At 63.7% G+C, this 24,371-nt stretch carries 26 protein-coding genes; 22 read left to right on the top strand and 4 right to left on the bottom strand.

Annotated elements, in window-relative coordinates:
• The first annotated feature begins 203 nt into the window (after nucleotides 1-203).
• The 22 genes from M878_RS74080 (at nucleotide 204) to M878_RS74000 (ending at nucleotide 19,380) form a co-directional block, all read left to right on the top strand.
• Nucleotides 204-467 (top strand): hypothetical protein, encoded by a 264-nt coding sequence (locus M878_RS74080; protein ID WP_023549804.1) that lies wholly within the window; start codon nucleotides 204-206, stop codon nucleotides 465-467.
• A 16-nt stretch (nucleotides 468-483) separates the two neighbouring features.
• A complete protein-coding gene (locus M878_RS74075) occupies nucleotides 484-675 on the top strand; it encodes a hypothetical protein (protein ID WP_023549803.1) in 192 nt (63 codons plus the stop codon).
• 206 nt (nucleotides 676-881) lie between these two features.
• The gene (locus M878_RS74070) at nucleotides 882-1,139 is read left to right on the top strand and encodes a hypothetical protein (protein ID WP_023549802.1); all 258 of its coding nucleotides are present in this window, start codon (nucleotides 882-884) and stop codon (nucleotides 1,137-1,139) included.
• Nucleotides 1,136-1,456: a VRR-NUC domain-containing protein gene (locus tag M878_RS74065; RefSeq protein ID WP_023549801.1), complete on the top strand. Its 321-nt coding sequence runs from the start codon at nucleotides 1,136-1,138 to the stop codon at nucleotides 1,454-1,456. Before M878_RS74070 ends, M878_RS74065 begins: the two co-directional genes overlap by 4 nt.
• A gap of 155 nt (nucleotides 1,457-1,611) precedes the next feature.
• Nucleotides 1,612-1,848 carry a hypothetical protein gene (locus M878_RS74060; RefSeq protein ID WP_023549799.1) on the top strand — a complete coding sequence of 79 codons (237 nt, stop codon included), beginning with the start codon at nucleotides 1,612-1,614 and terminating at the stop codon, nucleotides 1,846-1,848.
• Entirely contained in the window at nucleotides 1,848-2,153 is a 306-nt protein-coding gene (locus tag M878_RS74055) for a hypothetical protein (RefSeq protein ID WP_023549798.1), read from the top strand. Before M878_RS74060 ends, M878_RS74055 begins: the two co-directional genes overlap by 1 nt.
• An 87-nt stretch (nucleotides 2,154-2,240) precedes the next feature.
• Nucleotides 2,241-2,894 carry a poly-gamma-glutamate hydrolase family protein gene (locus tag M878_RS74050; protein ID WP_023549797.1) on the top strand — a complete coding sequence of 218 codons (654 nt, stop codon included), beginning with the start codon at nucleotides 2,241-2,243 and terminating at the stop codon, nucleotides 2,892-2,894.
• Nucleotides 2,895-2,935: 41 nt separating this feature from the next.
• Complete coding sequence (locus M878_RS74045) at nucleotides 2,936-3,190, top strand: hypothetical protein (protein WP_023549796.1); 255 nt, start codon at nucleotides 2,936-2,938, stop codon at nucleotides 3,188-3,190.
• Between the two features lie 98 nt (nucleotides 3,191-3,288).
• Nucleotides 3,289-3,807 (top strand): hypothetical protein, encoded by a 519-nt coding sequence (locus M878_RS48760; RefSeq protein WP_031225656.1) that lies wholly within the window; start codon nucleotides 3,289-3,291, stop codon nucleotides 3,805-3,807.
• A gap of 281 nt (nucleotides 3,808-4,088) precedes the next feature.
• Complete coding sequence (locus tag M878_RS96630) at nucleotides 4,089-4,646, top strand: DUF6417 family protein (RefSeq protein ID WP_158692766.1); 558 nt, start codon at nucleotides 4,089-4,091, stop codon at nucleotides 4,644-4,646.
• Nucleotides 4,647-4,853: 207 nt separating this feature from the next.
• Nucleotides 4,854-5,522 carry a ParB/RepB/Spo0J family partition protein gene (locus M878_RS92395; RefSeq protein ID WP_023549793.1) on the top strand — a complete coding sequence of 223 codons (669 nt, stop codon included), beginning with the start codon at nucleotides 4,854-4,856 and terminating at the stop codon, nucleotides 5,520-5,522.
• Nucleotides 5,519-6,955 (top strand): methyltransferase domain-containing protein, encoded by a 1,437-nt coding sequence (locus tag M878_RS74040; RefSeq protein ID WP_023549792.1) that lies wholly within the window; start codon nucleotides 5,519-5,521, stop codon nucleotides 6,953-6,955. The genes M878_RS92395 and M878_RS74040 overlap by 4 nt, the downstream gene beginning before the upstream one ends.
• Before the next feature lie 70 nt (nucleotides 6,956-7,025).
• Nucleotides 7,026-7,487 (top strand): hypothetical protein, encoded by a 462-nt coding sequence (locus M878_RS74035; RefSeq protein WP_158692765.1) that lies wholly within the window; start codon nucleotides 7,026-7,028, stop codon nucleotides 7,485-7,487.
• Between the two features lie 363 nt (nucleotides 7,488-7,850).
• A complete protein-coding gene (gene metG / locus M878_RS74030; protein ID WP_023549790.1) occupies nucleotides 7,851-9,380 on the top strand; it encodes a methionine--tRNA ligase in 1,530 nt (509 codons plus the stop codon).
• A gap of 95 nt (nucleotides 9,381-9,475) precedes the next feature.
• Nucleotides 9,476-10,024: a hypothetical protein gene (locus M878_RS74025; protein ID WP_023549789.1), complete on the top strand. Its 549-nt coding sequence runs from the start codon at nucleotides 9,476-9,478 to the stop codon at nucleotides 10,022-10,024.
• 118 nt (nucleotides 10,025-10,142) lie between these two features.
• Nucleotides 10,143-11,549 (top strand): terminase large subunit domain-containing protein, encoded by a 1,407-nt coding sequence (locus M878_RS74020; RefSeq protein WP_245238194.1) that lies wholly within the window; start codon nucleotides 10,143-10,145, stop codon nucleotides 11,547-11,549.
• A 167-nt stretch (nucleotides 11,550-11,716) separates the two neighbouring features.
• Nucleotides 11,717-13,627, top strand: coding sequence for a DEAD/DEAH box helicase family protein (locus M878_RS74015; protein WP_023549787.1), 1,911 nt, complete (start codon nucleotides 11,717-11,719; stop codon nucleotides 13,625-13,627).
• The gene (locus tag M878_RS94740) at nucleotides 13,624-13,842 is read left to right on the top strand and encodes a CxC ATPase DNA modification system associated small protein (RefSeq protein ID WP_078630371.1); all 219 of its coding nucleotides are present in this window, start codon (nucleotides 13,624-13,626) and stop codon (nucleotides 13,840-13,842) included. The genes M878_RS74015 and M878_RS94740 overlap by 4 nt, the downstream gene beginning before the upstream one ends.
• Complete coding sequence (locus M878_RS74010) at nucleotides 13,842-15,803, top strand: coiled-coil domain-containing protein (RefSeq protein WP_031225653.1); 1,962 nt, start codon at nucleotides 13,842-13,844, stop codon at nucleotides 15,801-15,803. The genes M878_RS94740 and M878_RS74010 overlap by 1 nt, the downstream gene beginning before the upstream one ends.
• Nucleotides 15,803-16,276: a hypothetical protein gene (locus M878_RS74005; RefSeq protein ID WP_023549785.1), complete on the top strand. Its 474-nt coding sequence runs from the start codon at nucleotides 15,803-15,805 to the stop codon at nucleotides 16,274-16,276. Before M878_RS74010 ends, M878_RS74005 begins: the two co-directional genes overlap by 1 nt.
• Nucleotides 16,277-16,655: 379 nt before the next feature.
• Complete coding sequence (locus M878_RS94735) at nucleotides 16,656-17,192, top strand: hypothetical protein (RefSeq protein ID WP_245238193.1); 537 nt, start codon at nucleotides 16,656-16,658, stop codon at nucleotides 17,190-17,192.
• 451 nt (nucleotides 17,193-17,643) lie between these two features.
• Nucleotides 17,644-19,380, top strand: coding sequence for an ATP-binding protein (locus M878_RS74000; RefSeq protein WP_023549784.1), 1,737 nt, complete (start codon nucleotides 17,644-17,646; stop codon nucleotides 19,378-19,380).
• 72 nt (nucleotides 19,381-19,452) lie between these two features.
• On the opposite strand, the gene dndE is transcribed toward M878_RS74000, so the two are convergent.
• The 4 genes from dndE to dndB are packed head-to-tail and all read right to left on the bottom strand — an operon-like array spanning nucleotide 19,453 to nucleotide 24,338.
• Entirely contained in the window at nucleotides 19,453-19,833 is a 381-nt protein-coding gene (dndE, locus tag M878_RS73995; RefSeq protein ID WP_023549783.1) for a DNA sulfur modification protein DndE, read from the bottom strand.
• A complete protein-coding gene (gene dndD, locus M878_RS73990) occupies nucleotides 19,823-21,814 on the bottom strand; it encodes a DNA sulfur modification protein DndD (protein ID WP_023549782.1) in 1,992 nt (663 codons plus the stop codon). Before dndD ends, dndE begins: the two co-directional genes overlap by 11 nt.
• 2 nt (nucleotides 21,815-21,816) lie before the next feature.
• Complete coding sequence (gene dndC, locus M878_RS73985) at nucleotides 21,817-23,322, bottom strand: DNA phosphorothioation system sulfurtransferase DndC (protein WP_023549781.1); 1,506 nt, start codon at nucleotides 23,320-23,322, stop codon at nucleotides 21,817-21,819.
• Nucleotides 23,319-24,338 (bottom strand): DNA sulfur modification protein DndB, encoded by a 1,020-nt coding sequence (gene dndB / locus M878_RS73980; protein WP_425347936.1) that lies wholly within the window; start codon nucleotides 24,336-24,338, stop codon nucleotides 23,319-23,321. The genes dndC and dndB overlap by 4 nt, the downstream gene beginning before the upstream one ends.
• Between the last annotated feature and the right edge of the window lie 33 nt (nucleotides 24,339-24,371).

Below are 24,371 nucleotides of genomic sequence, written 5' to 3'. Positions count from 1 at the left end.
GGGAGTCGGCACGGTCACCTTCTCCCATGGGCCGTACGAGCTGACGCGCGAATGCGACGCCTGTTACGGGGCTGGGCGCCGCACGCCATGCCCCGGCTGCACCGACGGGACGAGCCCGAAGACCGGCGAGACCTGCTGGACCTGTGAGGGCTTTGCCGTTCTCTGCTGACCAAAAATAGGCCGATACTCAACTGGAGATTGCGATGACTTTCGGAGACACCCTCACGGCGGAAGCCCTGCGCACCGGACAACGGGTCACCCGCGCCAGCGCGCCGCCCGGGATCGTCCGGCTGGCCATCACCCTGCCCGACGGTGCCACTCAGCACTTCGAGCGCCCCACCGCCGGTGGCAGTGCGGACTGGCGGGCCACAGAACTTGAAGGCCCGGGCTCCGGGTTCGTCTTCGACGAGCCCATCACCGCCGAGTGGGGCCGCGGGCTGGACACCGTCGCCGCCACAGCCCCGTGAACAGTAAGGAATCGTGATGGACTTCTTCGAAGAGCATGCCGAAGTCACTCTCGCCAAGCCTGTCCCGAAGGGCATGCTCCGCCTCTTCGGGCAGGTGACCGGTCACGCGACCGACCCTTTCACCGGCCAACGGCAGGTCATGGTTCTGTGGCCCGGCGCGGCCAAGCCCCTCCCCTACGACCCCGACGAACTGGCCCTCGCCGACTGACCAGAAATAGGTCAGTGCACATCTTCGTGTTAGGTTCTTGATCGAGGTCAAGCCCTGGCACGGCCCGACCACCCACCCGACCTCCGGACGGGCAGCGACCCCCCGCGCCCCGCCCGCCCGGAACGGCTCGTCCGATACGAGCCACCCCTCCGGCCGGGACCCGCACACCCCCGCGGGTCCCGGCCACCCCATGGAGAGACGCCCCAATGCCTGCCACAAGCACTCGAAACGAAAACGCCCTGTACGAGGCCCTCATCCTGGAGCGGTACGGCCGCACCCTCGATGAACTCCTCCAGGAGCAGACCCGGCGCCCCCTGCCCGAACTCCTCAAGGAGCAGCAGCGCCGCCCCCGGGTACCGCCCGTCCCCGTGCGGCAGCAGCCCAAGCCAGACTCGGACGCCGCCGCGCACTACGCCGCTCTCCTCGAAGCCACCGCCCCGCGCCCGCGCCGGAGCGCCGCGTGACCGAGGAGCAGTTCCGTCGCCACGTCCGCAAGATCGCCGCACTCCGGGGCTGGACCCTCGCCTACCACACCCACAACTCGCAGCGCAGTGACGCCGGCTGGCCCGACGAGGTGTACGGGCACCCGAAGACCAGGCGGACGATCTTCGCCGAGTTCAAGTCCAACACCGGGCGTCTACGCCCCGAGCAACGCGACTGGCTCCGTCACCTGGCGGCCTGCGGCTTCGAAACCGCCCTGTGGCGGCCCAAGGACCTCGACCTCATCGTCACCGTTCTCGCTCCCAACGGCCCCAGAGCCCAACTCCCCGAACACTTCTGACAAGGAGACCCCGCTCACCGTGCTTAACGCCGACCTCCGCCCCTCCGAGGTACCGCCCGCACCCGGATCCATCTGGTGCAACTCCTGCGACAGCTGGTTCAACGTCATCACCAACACCTGCCGCTGCAACAACCGCTGACCCCTGGCACATCACCGTGACCACTCCTGCTCGCGCAGCCGAACCGGCGGCGCCCACCACATCCGCCACCCCGTCCCGCGAGCCGGTCACACCCCCCGAAGCCACACCGGACCTAACCGCCGGGAAGGCCCTCAAGGGGATCGCCCACCTCGCCAACGAACTGTGCGAGCACCTCACCGACGACCAATGGCGCCTGGCCGCCCAGATCAGAGACCTCGCCGAAACCGCCCGTCCAACCGCCGGAGCCTCCTGATGCACGCCCGCTTCCAACCCCTCCCCAGCCAGAAACGCAGCCAGGAGGCGCACGACACCGCCCAGGCACTGCGTGATCGGCCCGGCGAGTGGGCGCACATCGAAACGCTCGCCAACCTGAACCGGGCCACGAACCTGGGCTACCGCATCCGCACCGGCATGCACGCCGCGTTCCGGCCCGCAGGCGCCTTCGACGCCACAGCGCGCAGCGTCGGCGACGGCACCGCAGAGCTCTACGCCTGCTACATCGGCGCCACCGAGACACCAGCTGGTGACGACGCGCAGGCAGAAGCCGCCCAGCCCTGACTGCTCTCCGCCGCGCATTGCCCACCGACCATCGTCGGGCGGCTCGGCGCACCGTCCTGATCCCCTCGAACTCGAAGACCTCGCACTGTGACAACCGGCTCCATACACAACGCCGCCCCGACCGCTTCCGACACGTACAGCAACTTCGCTGACCTTGCCGCCCATGAGGACGAGGGCCTGCACTGGACGCGCGAATGCCGCCGCGTCCCCGGCTCCGATCTCGCGCACATCGCGATTCACGGCGGCCACATTGAGGCCGGCACGACAGAAGCGGCACTCGCATGCGCGGGCACTACGGACAACTACTACTCGTTCAAGGGCATCAAGACGGGCGCCAACCGAACGTTGCACGTCACCTCGACCCACTTCGATGAACCTCAGTGCGTCGACCTGCAAAGCGGCATGGCGCGAACGGTCTCCTGGCACGGGTTCAGCAGCGGCGACAAGATCACCGAAGTCGGCGGCCTCGACCACGACTTCTCCTACTGGATCACCGCGTCCCTGCAGCACGCCGGCTTCCCGGTCGCCGAAGCGACGCCGGAGAGGGCCGGGAGCAGCCCCAAGAACATCTGCAACCGCAACCTGGCCGGGCGCGGCGTCCAACTGGAACTCTCCAGGGCACAGCGAGCCGCGTTCTTCACGAACAACGACATGAGCGGCGGCAACCGGACCAACCTCACCGAGGAGTTCCACCGCTACATCGAGGCCATACAGGCCGCCTACCGACGGCTTCGGGCCTGACGCTGGAAGCAGGCCGATATCACGGAGGACGACACGAAATAGTGAGCGAGAGCGTCTTCACCTACGAGCGCCATCTGCACGGGTACGCCGCCTACACAGACCATCACGAATGGGTCGGTGACGTCTTCCCCTGCCTGCCGACGCCCGACTGCTACGGATGCGGCCGCTGGCACGGCTACACACGCACCGGCCAAAGCCCTAGGGATCCGCAGATGAGCGTCCACGGCTTCAGCAGCCGGAACGACGCCTCTCGCGCCCTCCAGGCCGTACGGCAAGCCTGGAGGCAGAGCGCCTGACCGGGCGGGCCTGTACTCTTCCGCCGCGTCGCCCCGGCCTGGCACCGGGACGAAGCCCCGGCGCACTCGATGAACGACAACAACGGCAGACTGAGCCCATGGACGCAGGACTTGCCGCGCTGCTTGGCGCCGCTGTCGGCTCTGCCACCACTCTTGGTGCCGCAATCGTGAGCGGCCGGGTACAGGCACGGGCACAACATGATCAGTGGCGCCGTCAGCACCGCCGGGACGCATACGCCAGCTACCTCAGCGCCCTCCACGACCGCGACATTGCCATGGACGCCATCTTCGACGCGCTGCGTTCCGACGCCCCCGACCTGCCCGACGTCGACGAGAAGATACGCCGCTTCATCGCCCTGGCCCGTGAGGTCCATCGCGCTGCTGAAGTCGTCATCCTCGAAGGACCGGCTGCCCTCGTGGAAGTCGCCGAGCGAGTCACCCACGCCTCCAGCGACCTCTCCCACATCATGCGGCGGATGGCCGAGGACGCGCGCACGGGAGACACCACCCGCAAAGCCGAGGACACCGCCCTTGCTGATGAACGAGAACGAATCCTCTACCAAGCGGTCAAGGACTTCCGCCTCGCAGCCCGCAGCGTCATCGGCAACACGAACTGACTCAGCAAACCCTGACCGGCACGACCGCCGGGAAGTCTGAGGCACTGATCAGCTGGGGACGTTAGACGACGGGCGGAAGGCATACCCAACAACTACGGCTGTTGGCCGGAGCCGGCCGCCGTAGTGGGTGGGCTGCACTACCGTGTCCACCACAGCCGGTACGGCCGCGACCTGGTGGAAACGATGCCGAGAGGCAGGGGCGGATGGGACGCACCAAGGACCATCAGTACGTACTCCTGGAGGCGCTCCGCACAGCGCATCGCGCTTCGCCTCACGGGTGGGTGACCGAGACCCTGGGGCTGAGCCGCCACAGCGTCGAGCAGCTCGTGGCCACCGGTCTGGCCGAGTGGGCGGACCCCAGTGAGCGGGCCGAGTTGTCCGCATACGCAGGGAGGCCCGTCGTCTGGGCAGCCCGGCCAAGCAGCGAAGGCCTCGATATCCTGCTGTATACCGAGGCACGGACGCGTCCACCGTCACAGCAGCCACCCTCGCCAGAACCCGAGCCCGGTCGCAAGGAAGTCGGCCTACTTCCTTCCGAGATGACGATGTTGCGTCTCTTCCTCTCGCTCGGCGGCAGCCTTCAGCATCCCCCAGCCACAGGGCTAGACGAAGCCGTCCGGAAGGCCCAATTCCGCAAGGAGTCCAATCGCTGGCTTCTACACGTAACCGAAGCACAGATTGCCTCCATCGCGTACGCCTTCTACCTGGAGGGGCACAGAGGCCACGTCACTGCGGCCAACCGCTTTAGCCGCAACTACGGCATCACCTACCGCCCAGGCACGGGCACACCCGCCTCCACCGAACCCGCAACAGCACAGTCGGCGGTGCGGACGCACTGAGGAGCGGTCGGCGGGTTCCGCCCCAGGGCGGTGGAGCAGAGTGTTCCTTCTGCCAGCACTCTGTTCGCCGAGCCGGTGACCTTGCACCGTGCGAGCGCCACGTCGGGCACGAGGACAGATCTGCACCCCGATCCGGAGTCGCCCTCGGTTGACAGCGCCTCGCGGGTGATCGCTTAGGCTCGACGGTGGGCGTGGGGCTGGAGTCTCGTGTCCACTGCCGCAACCCGCATCCCCGCCTCCCTCGCGAATCTGGCCGTCCCGATCGGCAAGCTCAACCTGTACCACCGCAACCCGCGGACGGGTGATCTCGACGCCATCTGCGAATCCCTGTCCGTCAACGGGCAGTACCGGCCGATCGTCGTCAACCGCGGAACCATGACCGGCCGCCCGAACGAGATCCTCGCCGGCAACCACACGTTCAAGGCCGCCCAGCAGCTCGGCTGGACTGACATCGCTGTCACCTGGCTCGACGTCGACGACGACGCAGCGGCCAAGATCGTCATCGTCGACAACCGCACCAGCGACCTGGCTGGCTACGACAGCGTGCTCCTCGCGGACATCCTCACCGAGCTCCCCGACCTTCAGGGCACCGGCTACGACCAGGACCAGCTCGACCAGCTCCTTGACGAGACGGCGCTGCCGACGCCCATCGAGTTGCCCACCGACGGCGCTGACACGGGTGCCGCGGCGACGGTGGACTACCTCCAGTGGGGCTACTTGCAGTGGTCCACCACCCGCGTGCGGATCACGCAGGCTGAGGTCGAGCTGCTCGACGCGTTGTACAAGGAGTTCGTCGGCGAGCACGACACCGACATGGGCTTCGGCTGGCACGTCCTCAACGACGAGCATCGTGCCGAAAAAGGGGCTGCGGCATGAGCCTCGACGTCCGCTTCGACCCCGCGTACCCGCTGAGCAAGCTCAGGCCTGCGGACTACAACCCGCGACGGCTGTCGGAGGAGTCCTTCACCCGGCTCCAGGCGTCGCTGCGCCGCCACGGTGTGGTCAAGCCAGTCATCCTGAACGCCGACGGCACCCTGGTCGCGGGCCACCAGAGGACCAAGGGCCTGAAGGCCATCGGGCAGACGACGACCCCGGCAATGATCCTCCCGCAGAAGGTCCGCCTCCAGGACGAGATCAAGTTCAACCTCCTCCACAACCGAGTCGAAACCGAATCGTCCGTCGTGTACGCGGAGCCCGGGCCCATCGGCCAGTGGTGCTGGATCCCGTGGCAGACCATCCAGGTCGAGGATTCCAAGAACCTTCCCTTCCAGCAGGCGATCGGCTTCATGACCGCCGCGCACGGCCCCTGGGGCTCCGTGGTGATCGACGACCAGGGCCGCATCGTGCTGAACGCCGAGTACGCGGCTGTCGCCAAGTCCCAACGCTTCGACGTCCTCGCCTGGACCGTCGCCTCCTTCGACGCCGGCCAGCTCGTGGAGGATCTCACCGGCGAGTACGGCGTGTACGACTGGTCCGGCCTCGAAGAGCAGGCACCGGTGTGGAATCAGCACATCGTCCAGCCCAACCGTCTGCGCGAGCACTCCTCGAAGGCGAAGGCGGACAAGGTCCGCTACAAATCCGAGGTCTGGGAGCGTCTCGTGCTGCCCTCGCTGACCACATCCCACCGAGTAGTGGACTTCGGCGCCGGCCACGGTGACTACGCCCAGCACCTGCGCTCCAAGGGCTACAAGATCCACGACTACGAGCCGTACCGCACCCTGAAGGGGAAGTACGCCGTGGACATCCGCGCAGTCGTCGGCCAACTCCGCTCCATCGAGAGGGAACTGCGCAAGAACGGCCTGTATGAGGTCGTGGTCCTGGACTCCGTCATCAACGCCACGACCAGCCTCGATTACCAGCACTGGGTGCTGGTCACCGTGAACGCGCTGTGCGCTGCGGACGGGCGTGTGTGCATCGGCACCCGGAATCTGGAGCGCGAGTTGGCGTACGAGAACTCCGAGCACTCCATCAGCCGTGACTCCACACGTCTGTCGTTTCTCGACAGCGAGAACGTGGACATGCGGTTTGTGCGCGGCAAGTGGCAGCGGATCCGCTACCACACGCCGGAGTCCCTCCGCGGGCTGCTGTCACGCTATTTCGAGGAGGTGGAGATCAGCGACACCTCACGGGCCACGGTCAAGGCCGTGTGCGGGCGCCCCTTGGCGTTGCCCACCGAAGAATACGAAAGGGCTTTCTCGGAAGAATTCAACATGCCCTACCCTAACGACTTTCGACACAACAAGCACGAGGGTATTTCAGAAATCCTGATAGAATTGATCAAGGAGAGGAATTCACATCTAGAGGAGTAGTGGAATGAATCCGGGGGCGGACTCAGAGGAGGTCCGTGTAGGCATAGAGGCTCGCGACAGGTACCACATCATGTGGCTGGCCGGCGTCCGTGCACTCGATCTGACCCAGCATTGCTTGAAGACCTTCGGCGAGTGCGACCGGCACCGTGTCGACACCAAACTGCGCCGTCAGACGCTTCGCCTGTCGGCGGCCAATCCACCCGCCGCCTGGTACCTGTGTGCGCTGCCAATCCCATGGGACTGGTCGCGGAACGCTCACCTCGCGTTCGAGTATGCCCCCGGCGAGACCTGGGCAGGTGACGCCCTCGTCCGCGGCCTTGGCGTGCACCTCACTAACGCTCGTCCCATCATGGGCTGGGGCGAGCACTCCATCCCCCGCGATGCACCGATGCGGAATTCGCGACTGCACCGCACATGCCGGAACTGGCAGTTCGCTTGGTGGCTGCGCACCCATCGCGATGTCCCTGACGCGCAAATGTTCACAGCAAAAGACATCAGCGAAGAGGGACCGGAGCAGTTGTCGTTCTCCTAGGCCAGCACATGGTCGAGGGTCGTACTGCTCACCGGCTCTGACGCACGAGGGGGCGGGGCATGGTTGTTCCGTGGGCACCGGGCAGGATTCGAACCTATGGCGTGCACCGGCTAACGAGGCTGGGCCTGCGCCTTTCGGACCTGCTGCGAGAGCACCTGAAGCCCGGCGTTCCACGAAAATTCGCGTGCCGGCTGCAGGCCTGGTTGCTAGCATCGGCTCCATGATCACGCCTTGGCCTCAGCACCGGATGATGCCCCGTTGACGGGGCTGCTGAGCATGGACGCGTGACACATCCGAGGCCCCGGGGACGGGGCCTCACGTGGTTGTGCGGAGCGGGCCTCGTCTCCCTGACAGGAGGTTCCGATGACTGCACCTCGCCACTACATCACCACAACGATCCCGTACGTCAACGCCCGCCCGCACCTGGGCTTCGCCCTGGAACTCGTCCAGGCGGACACGCTGGCCCGCCACCACCGTCGGCGCGGCGATCACGTCCGTCTGCTGAGCGGCACCGACGACAACTCCCTCAAGAACGTGCTGGCCGCCGAAGCCGAGGGCATCGACGTACAGTCGCTGGTCGACCGCAACGCCGAGGCGTTCGCCGCCCTGCGCGGCCCGCTGACGCTGTCGCTCGACGACTTCATCCGCACCAGCCGCGACCCGCGCCACCGCATCGGCGTCGAGCGCCTGTGGCGCCGGTGCGCCGAGGCGGGCGACCTCTACCGCAAGCACTATGAGGGCCTGTACTGCGTCGGCTGCGAGCAGTTCTACACCGAGGCTGAACTGGTCGACGGGCGCTGCGCCGAGCACAGCACCGAGCCGCATCTCGTGGCGGAGGAGAACTGGTTCTTCCGCCTGTCCCGCCACGCCGCCCGACTGCACGAGTTGATCGCCGACGGCACCCTGCGCATCGAACCCGCCGCCCGCCGCAACGAGGTCCTCGCCCTGATCGCCAGCGGCCTGCACGACTTCTCCGTCTCCCGCTCCCACACCCGCGCCCGCGGCTGGGGCATCCCCGTGCCCGACGACCCCACTCAGGTCGTCTACGTGTGGTGGGACGCGCTGGGCAACTACGTCACCAGCCTCGGCTACGGCACCGACGACCCCACCTACGAGCAGTGGTGGGTAACCAGCGAGCGCCGCACCCACCTGGTCGGCAAGGGCGTGGTCCGCTTCCACGCCGTGTACTGGCCGGCGATGCTGCTGTCGGCCGGGCTGCCACTGCCCACCGACATCCTGGTCCACGACTACCTCACCGTCGGCGGCCGCAAGATCAGCAAGTCCGGCGGGACCACCGTCGACCCGGTCGCCCTGACCGAGGCGTACGGCACTGACGCGGTGCGCTGGTGGCTGCTGCGCGAGGTTCCCCGGGTCGGGGACGCCGACTTCACGCCCGACCGGCTGATCGCCCGGGCCGACGCGGACTTCGCCGGAGGGCTGGGCAACCTCGTGCATCGCATCGTGACGATGGTCCACCGCTACCGCAGCGGGGCAGTGCCCGTACTCGGTGACGACCGATTCGCCGTGACGCCGCTGCTGGACGTGTGCGAGAAGGCTCCCAGCCAGATCGATGCGGCGCTGGCGGACTTCGACTTCCGTCGCGCCACGGGCGTCGCCTGGGGCATCGTAGAGGCGGCCAACCGCTGCATCGACGCCACCCGGCCCTGGGAACTGGCCCGAGCGGAACGGCAGGGCAACGGCGACGCGGCCGAACGCCTCGACGCGGTCCTCGCCGCGCTGGTCAGAGCGTGCCGGGTCCTGGCCGAGGAGCTGCGGCCCTTCATCCCCGACGCCGCAGCCCTCATCGCGGATCAGGTGACATCCGTCGACGGCAGCCTGCCGCCCGCAGCACCCCTCTTCCGCCGCCTCCAGCAGGCGACGCAGCACGCCTGACCCCCTGCCCCACACGGCATGGGCTGGTCGCGCGCCTGGAGTGATGGCTCGGTCAGGGATCATAGAGGGAGGCGCGGGGCCAGGGAGTTCCTCGTATGGGCCGCCCCAACCGCGCCACCCGGGCCGCCATCACCCAGCGCCGAGCTGACGCGATCGATCTGAAGCTTGCCGGCGTCGACTGGCTCACGATCGGCCGCAAGCTCGCCGCCGACCCGGCCATCAACTCCGACGGGATCGCCTACCCGCAGGGTTACGGCATCGACAAGTACCGCCGCGGCCTGGAGCCGCCGAGCGACAAGCGGCTGATCGAACTCGCCTGCAAGGACGTCTCCAAGGCCCTCAACGAGCGCACCACGGCCTTGGAAGAGAACACCGACGAACTCCGGCAGCTCATGGTGGAGCGACTGGAGCGCCTGTTCTTCGGTGTCTACCGTGCCGCGATCCGCAACGGCGACTACCAGGCCGTCGACCGAGCGGTACGGATCATCGAACGCAGCAGCCGACTCCTTGGTCTCGACCGGCCCATCCGCACCGAGCTGTCCGGCCCAGACGGGACCGCGGTCAAGGTGGAAACCGCAGGTCTCGAGGAGCTCGAGCATCTGATCAACCTCGCGGGCAGCCCGCGCAGGGATGGGGAGGCCTGACGAGGCTGCGGTTCTCCGGCTCTACCGGACGCTTCCCGCGCAGCGCCGTCGTGAGATCGCCGCAGCCTCCACCCCTGAGCTCCGCGCGCAGCTCATCCGTGTCGAACGCGAGCTGGCGATGGACCGCTCTCCCGGCGCGATGGCGGCGGTCCTCACTGACGGACGGGAGATGCAGGCCCCGCACCTGGGGCTGATCGATGCCGCGTTTGAGCAGGTCGCTGCCGGCAAGCCGACGAGGCTGCTGCTGACGATGCCGCCCCGGCACGGCAAGAGCCGCCGCGCCGCCAGGTGGGCGCCCCTCTGGTACCTGCGCCGCCGCCCGGAGCACCGGGTGATGATCGCCTCCTACTCCTCCGATCTCGCCGACGACCACGGCCGGTGGATCAGGGACGCGATCCTCACCTACGGCCCACAGCTCGGCATCAACCTGCGACCCGGCTCATCCGCCGCGAACCGGTTCGACCTCGTCGGTACAGAGGGCGGCGCGGTCATGGCCGGCGTCGGCGGTGGCCTCACCGGTAAGGGCGCCCACCTGGCCGTTGTCGACGACCCCATCAAGGATGCCGCGGAGGCCTCCTCGCCCACGATGCGGAAGCGGCTGTGGGAGTGGTGGCAGGCCGTCCTGCTGACGCGTATCGAGCCCGGCGGCTCAGTGATCCTCATCCAGACCCGCTGGGACGAGGACGACCTCGCCGGACGGGTCCTCGCCGAGGAAGGCGACCGGTGGACGGTCATCGACCTGCCCGCCCTGGCCCTGTCCGAGGACGACGCTCTCGGCCGCACTGTGGGCGCGCCGCTGTGGCCCGAGCGGTACGACGCCGATGCACTCGCTGAGATCCGCCGCTCGGTTGGCGAACGCGTCTGGTGGAGCCTGTACATGCAGCAGCCGCGCCCGCAGGACGGCGGTGTGTGGCAGTGGCCGTGGATCACCAACAACCGCATCAGCGCCGGGCAGTTCCGCGGCATCGATCTCACGCGCATTGTGGTCGCTGTCGACCCGGCCGGCGGCGAGTCCGCGGTCGGTGACGAGACCGGCATCGTGGCCGCAGCCTCGGATCGTGACGGTCATCTGTACGTCCTCGACGACCGGTCCGGCAACCGTGGGGCCGGTGACTGGGGGCGGGAGACGTGCCTGCTGGCGATCGAACTGCGCGCGGATGCGATCGTGGTGGAAAGCAACTACGGCGGCGACATGTCCCGTCAGATCCTCTATCAAGCCTGGCAGGAGCTCCAGGGCGAGAAACGCACAGAGAACCTCCTGATGCCCGCTGTTGTGTCGGTCACGGCGAAGCATGGCAAGAGATTGCGGGCGGAGCCGATCGCACAGCTCTACGAGCAGGGCCGCGTCCACCATGTCGGCGAATGGCCAGTGCTGGAGCAGCAGATGGTGACCTGGGTAGCCGGCATGGACAGTCCGGACCGCATGGACGCGGCGGTGCACTCCCTCACCGAGCTCGCCAGCCCACGACTGGCCGAGCAGGCCCCGTCCGCATACCGGGACCAGAGGCTCACCCGTCGCAGGTAGCACTCCCACGGCTCGCTGAGCCTCTGACATGACTGCCGTGAGGCATCATCAGCCGTAGCCCGGCGCATCAGGCCAACCCCCTGGCATCCTTAAGGACGAAGTCCAGCGTACGGAGGACACCCAGGTGGTGCTGGTGCGCTCATGTCTGAAGGGAGTGCCCGTCACCCATGGCCTTGAGGAGTATCAAGTACCAGGAGGACTACCGCTCCGGGTACAACAACCTCGTCGAGGAGTTCTTCCGCCCTTCGCTCAGAGAGGCCAGCTCATACTGGCGGGCGGTCGGCTACTTCTCAAGCACCGCGTTGGAATCCTTCGGTTCCCCGCTCGGCGAGTTCGTCATGAACGGCGGAAAGATCCGCTTGGTAACAAGCGTCGAACTCACTGAAACGGACCTCAAGGCAATATCCGAAGGAGCCTCCAAGGAGACGGTCTGCGCCCAGCGACTCCAGCAGATCGTCGAAGAGGACTTCACTGACGGCATGGGGACAGGTGTCGCGCGTCTCAGCCGTCTACTCGAACTGGGACGACTGGAGATCCGTATTGCCGTCCCCAAGCACGGATCCGGCATCTACCACGAGAAGATCGGCCTGTTCTTCGACAACGATGGCGAATACGTCGCGTTCAGTGGGTCCTCGAACGAATCACGCAGCGCCTTTGAACAGAACCGTGAATGCATAGACGTCTTCACGGCATGGGAGTCGCCGATTCGAGCGGAGCGCAAGCGCAGCCACTTCGAGCAGGTGTGGGCCGGCACAGACATCGGCGTCGAGGTCTACTCATTCCCGGAGGCAGCCAGGCAGAGGCTCTTGCAGGCCTACCATGCTCGTGCTCAAACGGGCACGCCGAGGCCGCGAAGTGACAAGTGGCGCCACCAAGAGGAAGCACTACGGATCTTCCTCTCCTCGGAACGCGGCGTCCTCAACATGGCCACCGGCACGGGCAAGACACGGACCGCGCTGAAGATCACGAAGGCGCTCTTTGACGCTGGAGACATCGACAACGTCATCGTCGCGATGGACGGCACCGATCTCCTGGATCAGTGGTACAACGAGCTGCTGTCCACCCGGCGTCAGCTGGGGCGGTCGCCACACGTGTACCGAGACTACGAGGCTCACAAGGAGTTGCAGGAGTTCTCGTTGTCGACACGAGAACGCATCCTCCTGGTCTCACGCCGCGGCGACGAGCGCCGTGATCCGCTTGCGTCGGCTCTTCGGCAGTTGGACCGCCGATCGGCCCGAAGGACACTACTCATCCACGACGAGGTTCATCGGCTTGGCAGCCCAGGAACGAGGCAGCGGCTAACAGGCCTGTCCGACGAAGTGCGGTTCCGGCTGGGCTTGAGCGCGACGCCGGATCGCGAGTACGACGAGGAGGGGAACGCGTTCATCGAGGAGCACATCGGTCCGGTGCTGATGTCGTTCGAGCTGAGTGACGCAATCGAGCGTGGGATCCTCGCTCCCTTCAACTACCATCCTTTGCCGTACGAGTTGACGCAGCAGGACCGCGAACGGATGCGGGACGTGTACAAGCGGCAGGCGGCCAGGGCTGCCGCCGGCAACCCGATGAGGGACGAAGAAGTCTGGATCGAGTTGGCCAAGGTCCACAAGACGTCCCCGGCCAAGCTTCCCGTATTCGACGAATTCATTGCATCCCATCAAGAGTTGCTGGAACGCTGCATCATCTTCGTCGAGACTCAGGAATATGGGAGGCAGGTACTGAGCATCGTTCACAAGTACCGGCCTGACTTTCACACCTACTTCACGGCGCAGAATTCATCGACTCTCAGCCGATTCGCTCGGGGTGATCTGCAATGTTTGATCACCTGCCATAGGCTCTCGGAGGGGATCGACATCCAGTCCCTCAATACCGTTATTCTGTTTTCTTCAGCACGGGCTCGCCTGGAGACTATTCAGCGGATTGGTAGATGCCTTCGGTCTGATCCAGCAAACCCTCAGAAGATTGCGAATGTCGTCGATTTCGTTCGCGACTCTGACGGCGAGGCCCAGAATTCTGATCAGGAGCGGGCAGACTGGCTCGCAGAGATGGCTGCCCTACGGCACAAGGAGACTCCCGCATGAGCCTTGACCTAAAGATTAGCCATGCGATCAGGGAAGCAGTTGCCAACTCGGAGCAGGAACCGGCACTGGCACACCGGCTGATCACGTGGATGGAGGCGGTTACGTCCGGTAGTGAGGATCTGCACGATTCAAGCGACACAGATCGTCGACTTGAGCTTCTATTCAGCAGCACTGAAGTGGATGACGTCAATCGAGATGGTGGGGGTATCTTCTGATGTCTGCTGTAATGCAGATCCTCGGCTGGAAAGCTGATGGGCTTCGGTGTCCAGATCACGAGATCGACTTCCGGGAGGCGGGGGACGATCCTCACAGGGTGTCTCTAATTCAGATGCCCAACGGGACGGGCAAGACGACGACACTTAATCTCCTTCGAGCCGCCCTGTCAGGTTCTGCTGCCAATGGCAGCTGGGACGGCTCGGAGACGATGAAGTACCGGAAACTCGAGAGCGATCAGAGTCACGGAGCCTTCGAAGTACGGCTCATGCTTGGTTCCGAGCGGGTCACCATCATCATGAACTTCGACTTCGAAACATCTCGGGTTCGCTACAAGACCACGCGTGGCGAAGGACAGGTGGATGGCTTTGAACCCCCTTACGAATTCCGGAGGTTCATGAGCGAAACCTTCGTGGAGGCATTTGTCTTCGACGGAGAGCTGGCAGAGCGACTCCTGGATGAGAAGCATCTGCGGGCAGAGGAGCTCGTAGAGGACCTTTTCCAAGTTGGCACCCTCAAGAAACTCGAAGATAAGGTAACCGAGTACTGGGAGAAACTCACCAAGAAGTCGGCGACCGAGGAAATAGCCCTCACGCGACGCCAGAACAAGCTAGAAAAACTGAAGGAGCGCCTGGCTAAGTGCGAATCAGAGAAAGAGCGGCTAGAGCGTGATCGCGATGAAACCTCAGGCCGGCTTCAGAAGCAGCACGCCACGTACGAGCAGGAGATCAGTAAGGAAAATTCACGGGCACAAGAACTAGAGGCTCACAAGGAAGAAGTCGCATCCTTGAAGAGTCGCGTACGCGAGGAGTCTCTTGACATCCTTGATGTCATGCGGGCCCCGAACGCCCTGTCACCCATCTTCGCGAAGAGGCTCCATGAGCTTAAGATTGGCCTTGATCGGGTCAAGCTCCCAGAGAGTGCAGCTCGCGAGTTTTTTACCGAACTCGCGCAGGAGGAATTCTGCGTTTGCGGGCGACCCATTGACGATCACGTAAGGGATGTAATTCATAGCCGCGCAGAGCAGTACCTGGGTTCGGACGATGTCATCCTCCTTAACTCGATGAAGACGGCCATCCAGGATGCAGTCGGTGAATCTCACGAGACCGCCGAGGAGCAGCTCCGCGACAAACTGCATTCCCTCGGTGAGGCGATGCACGACGAACGGGACGCTCGAAACGAAGTCGCTCTTCTCCAGAGGGCTGCGGAACAAGCCGATCCCGCCGTCCGGGAAGCCAGCGAGGAAATCAAAAAACTGGAAGCGGAGCTAGCGGGCATCGCCAGGAACCTTGATAAATACACCAATGGCGACACGGCCGAAAACACGCGCGATGTGAATATCCTCGCAGAACGCGTCAAGGCTGCAGAAGACGACGTCGCCGAAATCACCAAGACGATTATCCTCAAGCGCAAGCGCGACGTCCTGAGAAGGATCCTCAGGGAGGCCTATCAGACTGCCCGCAGGGGCATCTTGGACGAAGTCTGTGACGCCGCAAACCAGCGGATCACAGAATTGCTGCCTCATAATAACATTCGTATTATGCGTATCGAGAAGTGTCTCGTGCTTGACGGGAAGGAAGGTGGAAGTGTCGGCGAGAACCTTTCTGTGGCCTACGCATTCCTAGCTTCACTATTCAACCGCTCTGAGCATCAGCTTCCCTTCATTGTCGACAGCCCGGCCAACTCCATCGACTTGGCAAATCGCTCCAGGATCGGTCCCCTCATCCCTCAACTCACACGGCAGTTCATCGCCTTCACCATCTCCTCGGAGCGCGACCAGTTCGTACCGAATCTCCAGCAAGCCTGCGGGGGCAAGGTGCAGTTCATCACGCTGTTCCGGAAGGCTGATGAGCAGCTGATCGAAGACGCGCGAACCACTCCGAACCATACGGAAACCCTTGACGGGATTGTTGTCCGCGGCGAATCATTTTTCAATAAATTCCAGGTAGAGGAGGCGGCCTGATGCAGCCTTTCCGTCTCAGGAAAGACGCTCGCAATTGGTTCAAAGACCTCAGGGAGGACGATAGTTTCAAGATTGACTTCGACATCTTCTATTTCTGCTTCATTGCAGGGATTTCCAAGTCGCGAAAATTGCACATCACAAACGAGCACGCGCCGGAACTCGTGGCGAGCTTTCCAGGTCGATATACAGACCGGGGAAAACTGCTCGTCGCGCTGTTCCTGGCAAAAGAGCTAGAAATTCTCGGGGTCACCATGAACGAGAAGAAGGTCGTCCACTCCTCGATCGCAAAACTAGTCGACCCGACGGCACCCCATAACCTGAGCGACGAAGGGGTCAAGCACTTCAACCAGTACGCTCACGGGGGCTACGACGTTCTTCTCGAGTGGTTTTCCGGTGACAGACCGCGCTCCCTCGAGACGTTCCTCCGCATCTTCAAGCAAAACCTCGACACGACGCTCGTCCCGACCGTGTGACTCGTCCTACCAGCGGCTCCCGCCACGCCTGCACCATGCAGGGCGGGAGCCGCGGCCCCTGCCGATGGCATCTCCAGTCCCATCTAACGCCTGACAGCCACGACTTGGCGTGCCCCGCACCCAGCTGCCGCTTATGAACCAGCAGGTCACAGCACCAACGAGGCCGGTTCCTCAGGAAGTTGGCCTGAACGTGAGGGGATGCATGCCTGGGCTGTCCCATTGAGTATGAGACCGAATCGAGCGCCGGCTGTCAGTCATGCGCTCTACAGTCTCAAGCACCTGCTCATGCCAAGTCGACCGCCAGGCGACGACGGCCAAAGGGAGAGCAGGCAACGACCACATGGGTCCGGCACACAGCAGTCGGGCACCGGGGAGGGGCATGATGCTCCAGCTCGATGACGTCCGCGTCTCCGTGATGCGACGCCTGTACCAGAAGCAGGAACAACGGCCGTGGGACGGGGAATGGCAAGACCTCCTCGACACGGCGCTTGATCTCACTCTCGGTCACAAGCGGGCGGCGGACAACGCTGCTTACCTGTGCCGCAACGTCATCCGTGACGCACGACGTACGCTTCACCGGTCGGCAGCCAGCTCCCGTGAGGCTGCTGCGTGCCGGCCTCTCGCTGATGCCGCTCGCCGACGCGTCTGCACGCTGACCAACGATGGCCGGCCTACTGCTGAGATGGTCACCCAGGCTTCGCCTGAAGCCTGGGCAATCGCAGAGGAGACGTTCCGGGAGCTGCGGGAGTTTGCTGCGGGCCTTGGAGCCCATGGCCTTGGTTGTCTTCAGGGCATGCTGGACCGCGTGCCGGCATCGGCCTCTGCCAAGCAGACGGGTGTCTCCATCGCGACGGTAGAACGAACTCGTCGTGCGATCCGGCTGCACGCCCAGTCCCTCGCTGGAATCAACTCGTGAGCTCAGGCGCAGAGTTCACGATCCGCATCGCGGATCCGTACCGGGGCGCACGACTCACCCTTCGGTACACGAGTGCTGTCGTGAACCTACAGATCCCGAGTAGAACCGTGGGCGCGTACCTACTGCTACGCCACTGCGCGGAGACCGTTCGCCCGCTCTTCGTAGGGCGGTCGGACACTTGTCTGCGCAGCCGCCTCATCCGTCACCCCCTGGCCGACGTCGCCACCCACTTCGTTGCTGCACCGGCTCGCAACTCGCTCCAGGCGTACGCCATCGCGTCGTATTGGTACCACCGATGCCTGTCCTCAGGCCGCCCCATAGCGAACCAAATCCACCCGGCCAGCCCTTCAGGGACTGGGCAACGCTGTCCTTTCTGCCCCGAGCCGGCTGTCCGAGCAGCCTGGGCTCGGGCCCTTCGCCAGACACAAAGCGCACAGAATAGGAGCGGAACATGACCATCGCCGACGAAGGTGCCATCCCTGTCGTACTGTCTGGGCAGGCTCTGCTCAGTCTGCGGGAGTCCGGGCACAACTTCCCCTCCGCTGTCGGTGAAGTCATCGACAACAGCATTGAGGCGCGCGCCAACAACATCCAGATTCTGACCGAAGAGGTCATGAAGGGGCGTAAGAAGGCGCTCGACCAGATCGCGTTCATCGACGATGGCGAGGGCATGGACGACCACACCCTCCACCACTACCTGCAGCTGGGTTTCTCGAAGCGATTCATGTCCGAGAAGACGATCGGCAAGTTCGGTGTCGGCGCGAAGCTGGCCAGCCTCAGCGTCGGCACCTGCATCGAAGCGTGGTCACGCGTCCAGGGCAGCGATCGGATCAGGCACGTCAAGTTCGACCTCGATGCCGCGGTCAACGCGGAGAAGCAGGGCAAGAAGGTCGGGATCAACCCGCCGGATGACGAGCCTCTTCCGCCACATCTCGAGGAGGTGTTCCCTGAGGGATCCGGGACGCTGGTGCTTTGGTCGAAGATCGACCGTGTCTCCGACGGGCACGGTCGCAGCACCCCGGACCACGTGCGCAACGAGTTGAACAAGGAGCTGTCCCGCATCTTCCGGGAGTTCCTGTGCGGCGGCATCCGGATCTCGGTCGACGGAGTGGTGCTGAAGCCGCATGATCCGACGTTTCTGCGCAAGGGCACATGGGTGGACGCCGTTCTCACTGAGGAACTCGCGCGAACGAGCGGTATCCCCTACAAGCGCGGGGACGAGCGGCACTTCCACGGCCAGGTCTTCTTCAACGAGGAAGTCAAGGTCCAGGGCACTGACCACAAGATCCGAGTCGTCATCACCCTGGCACCCCCCGAGGTGCTGCGGTACAAGGGCGCCGGCGGTGACAAGCTGGCGCAGAAGCTGCGAGTCCCTGAGAACCAGGGCGCCATCAGCTTCATGCGTTTGGATCGCGAGATCAGCTACGGCACCGTGCCACGTCTGTTCCCCGGCAGTGTCGACACGCCCGACCGGTACATCGGGTTCGAGGTCCACTTCACGCCCGAACTGGATCGGATGATGGGAGTGCGCAATGTCAAGCGCGGCGCGGTCCCCTCGGACGAGTTGCGCAAGACTCTGACCACCATCGCCGCAAGCTACGTTCCCAAGGCTCGTGACGAGATCCAGCGCGTCTGGAGCGAGGAAAACCGCAAGGCCGCAGTGAAGTCCGGGGAGCACGCTCCGATCGCACGCGCGGTCAGCAGCGTCGATCGTACGATGCCGAAGGGGCGGGTGAAGGAGGTGCCGACGCCCGCTCAGCGTGAGAAGGAGTACGACAACCTTGCGAAGGACGCCGGGCGAAGCGCCACCAAGGAGGAGAAGGCCGCCTACGTGCAGGAGATCAAGGATCTCCCGTTTGTGCTTGAGACCGTCGACGTTCCTGGCGACGACCTCTTCCTGCTCACGCACCTAGGCGAACAGACGATCATCCGCCTGAACCAGCGGCACTTCTTCTACCAGGAGATGTTCGAACCGCTCCAGGTTCTGGCGAAGGCCGGCAAGACGAGTACCGGCCCCGATGCATCAGCTACTGCCCGCCGGGCAATCGAGGCGATTACGTTGCTGCTCGTGGCCTACGCAAAGGCCGAGTCGATGCACGAGACGCCGATCGCCCAGTACAAGGAACTGCGGAAGTGGTGGGGTAGCTTCACCGAGCAGTACCTGACCAAGATCAAGGACGTCGTCTAACGCCGTAACCGGCCTCTGATCCACGCATAGGCCTGGCAAGGACGCTCCTGTGCGTCCCTGCCAGGCCGTTCGCTACTGGAGAGCCGCGGCCACGAAGGCGCTGGCGCTCCTCAGGTCACGACGACCGTGCATGTAGCCGATCCCGCGGTGAATGTGCACGGTGAGTGTGCGGGAGAGGGCCTCCTCCGTCGGCTCTTCGCCATCGGCCAGGCACCGCTGCTTCAGCAGCGCCAGGTAGATGTCACCATAGATGGTTCCCGCGAAGGTCTTCCAGTCCATCTCGACATTGGAGTCGGTGACGATGTCCTTGACCAACGGCGTGGTCTCATCACGCAGCGACAAGGCAAGCGCCCACCGGCACAGGACGTTCCAGTGAGTGATGCCTGTGTGACGTTTGAGCCATGACAGCTGATCCTTGGCAGTCTTCGAGAGACGGATCCTGTCAAGCGACATGTGCTGCTCCTCTGCTCCACAGGTAGCCCGGCACGACCGTGGTGGTGAAGTCTGCGTCGTCGTGGACCAGCGTGTAGGTGTGAGCGACGTGCGGCTTCAGCCGTTCGTAAAGCTGCTCGTCAATCTCCTCGTCTGTCGAGAGAAGCAGAACCTGTCGTCCGGCTTCCGGGAAGTAGCGGTCGATCAGGTGCTGCCGGTGCTGGCTGTCCAGTCGTCCCAGCGGCGTATCGATGATGCTTGGCAGCCGGTTACCTGCAGTCTTCGCCAGTCCCCAAAGGAGTGACACGGCCAGTAGCTGCCGTTCGCCGGCGCTGAGGCGTCCAGGATCGACGCGCTTGTCGTCAGGGCCCGTCAGGACGAGGGTGAACTTCTCCGTGTCGATCTGGATGTCACGGATGAGGCCCTGCTTCCGCATGAGCTTGTTGAAGCTCTTCAGGACTGCGACTTCCACATTCTCGATGTGGAGGCTCAGGAGGCGATCCTTGAGCTTTGCGAGCGTTTCCTGCGTTTTGTCTGTGTACTTGATGATCCGCTCACGGCGTGCGGAGTTCCACTTGGCCTCGGCGTGAGCACGGCGGCTCCGGTCAAGCTCCTCCTTCAAGCGTCGCTGCCTTCCCTCCGCTTCGCTGTGCTCAGCTTCTGCACGCGCGACTCGGGCCTGCTCCATGGCTACCTGCTCCATGGCGAGACTGCGGCGGCTCACGAGGTCCTGGACCACGTCCTCTTCGGGCACGGCTGACATATGCTGCTTCGCCACCTCAAGGTGCTCGGCAGCATCCTCCGCTTCTTGGACGAGTTCGCGTGCTCGCGCGGCCTCGGTGGATAGAGCCTGATCCAGAGTCGAGAGCTGCACCAGCATGTCGTGCGGCAGTTCAAGGTTCTGTTCAAGATCGGCAGCAGCGGCGCGCTTCTGTCGATCGTCGGCAAGCGTCTTCTTCAGCTCGGTTCGGGTGCTAGCCGGCAGTGCTTCCTCGACCTGCCGGAGTAGCCATTCGTCACGCTGCTCCAGCACCCCGACCACACGAGACGCGTCCTCAGCGTCCAGTTCGAGCCTTGCCTGCTCCCTGAGCTCGTCAAGCTCCTTCCTCAGGAGTAGAAGCGGGAGAGGGCCTTCCGCAACCGAGACCAGTGACTTGTTTGTCGCCGCTACCTGCTCCTCGGCACGGTCGCGTTCCTTCTCGAGCTCGTGGCGGCGCTCGTACGCCTCCCCGCCGCCGTCTTTGAAGGCTCGCTCGACCTTCGCGAGTTCTCGCTTCTGCGCAGCGAGCTGCGTACGCGCACCCACCAATCGCTGGTTGGCGTCAGAGGTCGCCTGCTTGGCAGCATCGTATGCGCGCTCTTGGGCCTCGAAATTCTCCAGGACTTCCTTATCGGCATCTTCAAGACGCTGCCTGGTCTGAAATACCCTCAGGTCATTACGCAATCGCTCCAGGTTGCTCACGCCGAGAAGCGAGTAGATTGCCGACTCAATGACCTTTGCTGCTCGTGCAGGATCAGCAAGCTCCTCGATCTTTTCGCCATCGAAGAAGAAGAGCGAAGCCACGTCAATAGGGAGGATCGTTTCAACATGATCAGCCCAAGTCTCAGTAAGAGTCCGGCTGAAGTCACCGTCGATCAGGACAGTGACAAATTCCTTCAGCGTCTTACTACCCGCAACGTACCAGTTCCGGGTGACTCGATAGTGGCGCTCAACCCCTTCCACCGTGACAGTGAACTCGAGAGCGATCGACGCCCCCTCAGCCTCATCTGCCTTCCGGTTGATGCACTGCTGGAGGTAGTCGTTGTAAGAGCGGCCACGGCCGCTCCAGTCTGCCTTGGGGCCGTAGAGAACCAGTTGGATGGCGTCGAGCAGCGTCGTTTTGCCGCACCCGTTCAGGCCGCCGATCAAGACAATCGGCCGTCCGGACTCGGTGCGCAGGTCGAGTCGCTGCTCTCCTTGGTACGCCCCAAAGTCGCGCAGGGTGATGTTATGAAGAAGCATCGTTACTTGTCTTGTTCGAGGGGGAGGGCTTCGGGCTTGGCGCTGATCTCCGTCTGCGCGTTGCCACCACGGACTTCCTTCTTACGCAGAGCAAACTCTAGCGCGTCGTCCTTGTTTTCGTAATATCCCTTCTCGATGACTTTCTCGAAGGCATCAAAGAGTCCCTTGCGCCGGGTCTTGGTGCGGAACTCGCGGTCTACACCCATGAGTTCTCGGACCATCCCGAAGTGAATCTCGTCTCCGTCGCAAATTTCGCGTAGGAGTTCGATCTCGCTTGCCCGGATGACGAGCTGTTCATCCAAGTCTGCATCCGGGAACTTCTCCCCAGTTTCCTCTTCGTAAATACGGGGAAGGGAGTCTTCGACTTCGTGCTTGTTGAAGACCCAAAGCCTGCGAATCATCTTGAGCTCTTCAATTGTGATGAGCTCAATATTCCGTACGTGTTCGGGAGCCCTCGACCTCACCTTGGTCTGGGCCTCGAGGAGCTTCCGCAGCCACTTCTCGCGTGCCTCTTGCGTGTACGGCCCTCTGATGACTTCGTCGTGGAAGAGCTGCACTCGCCCGTTCATCCTTCGGAAGTCCCGGGTCTCCCCCTCTTTGGAGACGTCATCCAGCTCGTCCCGGAGGCGAAGAAGTGGCCGCATCCACTTCTTCTCCTTGTCGTTCTGGACCATCGCGGTCATGGACTTGTCCTGGTCCACCAAGGTGCAGGTCCAGCATCCAAACCGGCTGTCACCACACGAAGGGGTGCTGTCATCCACTACCAGTGGGCACTCCGAGTCGCTGGATGCCCCCTGATACATCGCCAACAGGTCCTGGTTGTCGTGTCCCCAGGCATTGTCTTCCTGCATGAGGAACATCCACACCTCGTCGTTAGTCCAGTCCTCGATGGGGCTGTAGACGAGAGAGTTGGGGAGATTGCCGTTGGGAGAAAGACGGTCACGCACTCGGCGCTTCTCGTGCTTGGCCATTGCCCGAGCGCGAGCTTGGCTCTCCGCCTTGCGGATGCCCAGCACGAGGATCGCTTCACCGTGCCGGCGTACCACCTTGCGGATGAATGTATTGGAGGGCTTGATCTTCATCCGCTCCGTGCACCAACGGAACTTGGGACGCGGTGCCGGGTAGCCACGTCCGATCAAGTTAACCCAGAACGTGTCTTCCACCTTGGGGGTAAGCCTGTGCGGCTCAATGGGGAGTCCTTGTTCCTCAGCAGCCTTCTTCATGGTGTCGAGGGACTGGGAGACCCACAGGGCGACCACAGGGTTTTCGACAAGCGTGTCTGTGCTGATGACGTAGACAGGCTTGGTGCGCTGCTCTGCAGGCAGCCCCTTCAAGGCAAGCCAGACAAGTTGCAGGACGGCAGTGGAGTCTTTGCCTCCGCTGTAGCCAACGACCCAAGGCACCTCGTCTGCTGTGTAGAGCTCGCGAACTTCCTCAGTCAGCTCGCTGACAACGTCGGAGAGACTCCGCCCCTGGAACGGGGCGGCGGTCTGTGCCGGGATGCTCATTCGTCTCCTCGTACGTATGCGTCTTCTGCGCGCTGCTCTTCAGGGCTGAGTCGGAGGTTCATGCGCTGACGGAGATAGTTGACAGTCAGAGCCAGGTTCTGGTGACTCTTCTGCACGCGGCCCCCGATCAGGGCCCGACCTTCCCAGTCAGAGTTGGTCCTCGACCAGTCAATGGTCTTCAGGCGATTAAGCTTTGGCTTCCAAGACTTGGGATCCTGCGACTCCTTCAGCAAGGTGTTACCGATCCGACCAAGTGCATGCAAGGCGATGCCATGACTGTGGATGAAATCCTTGCGGACTTCGGGTGCTGTCAACTCTCTTCGGCGGACCATGCCCCATTCAGGGATGACTTGGTCCACTGCTTCCCAGTACTGCTGCACAATCTCCTGAGCAGGCTCCTTCTTGAGCCCAAGTCCCTGAAGCAGCGACTGAGTTGAGAAGTAGAGGGCGCTGAGTGTGAAGAGTTTTCGGGACCGTTGGGAGAGAGTACTGCTCTCCATGTCTACATGCCCCTTAAACACCGCCGACTTCATCGCCAGGAGACGCGCCGTGATCGCCAGATCGTCGCGGTGGTCGTACAGCACCCCGATAGACCGCGGCGGCCGCACGGCGTGGCGGTTCAGGTCGGCGAACATCTGCTGGCAGCGGGCGAGGCCGGCGTCGTGAAAGAAGACGACGGCGATGGTCTCCTCGCCCAGGTCGGGGTATTCCTTCAGGGCTGCCTCGATCGCTGCCCTGCGGTGCTGTCCGTCGTTGATGAGGAAGCGGGCGGCCATCGGGATCCGGATCTGACCGACCCGCATACCCACTCCGGAGTCGGAGATGCTCTCGAACTGCATCGGCCCGTCGACGGAAGCCGTAAGAGCACTGAAGACGTAATCGTCCGGATTGTCCACAATGTAGCGAGTCAGGGCCGGCAGGCGCCCCTTGTTGAGGACGCGCTGAGCTCGCACTTCAGGGGCTAGCTCGTCCTCATTGAACAAGAAGATCTTTGGAATCAGACGAAGCGGACACATGGACACATAGAACTCACGTCCGGCCTGGATGCC

The organism is Streptomyces roseochromogenus subsp. oscitans DS 12.976 (assembly GCF_000497445.1).
Classification (GTDB): domain Bacteria; phylum Actinomycetota; class Actinomycetes; order Streptomycetales; family Streptomycetaceae; genus Streptomyces; species Streptomyces oscitans.
Note: the sequence above shows the minus strand (reverse complement) of the source record. Positions and strands in the feature narration are given on the sequence as shown.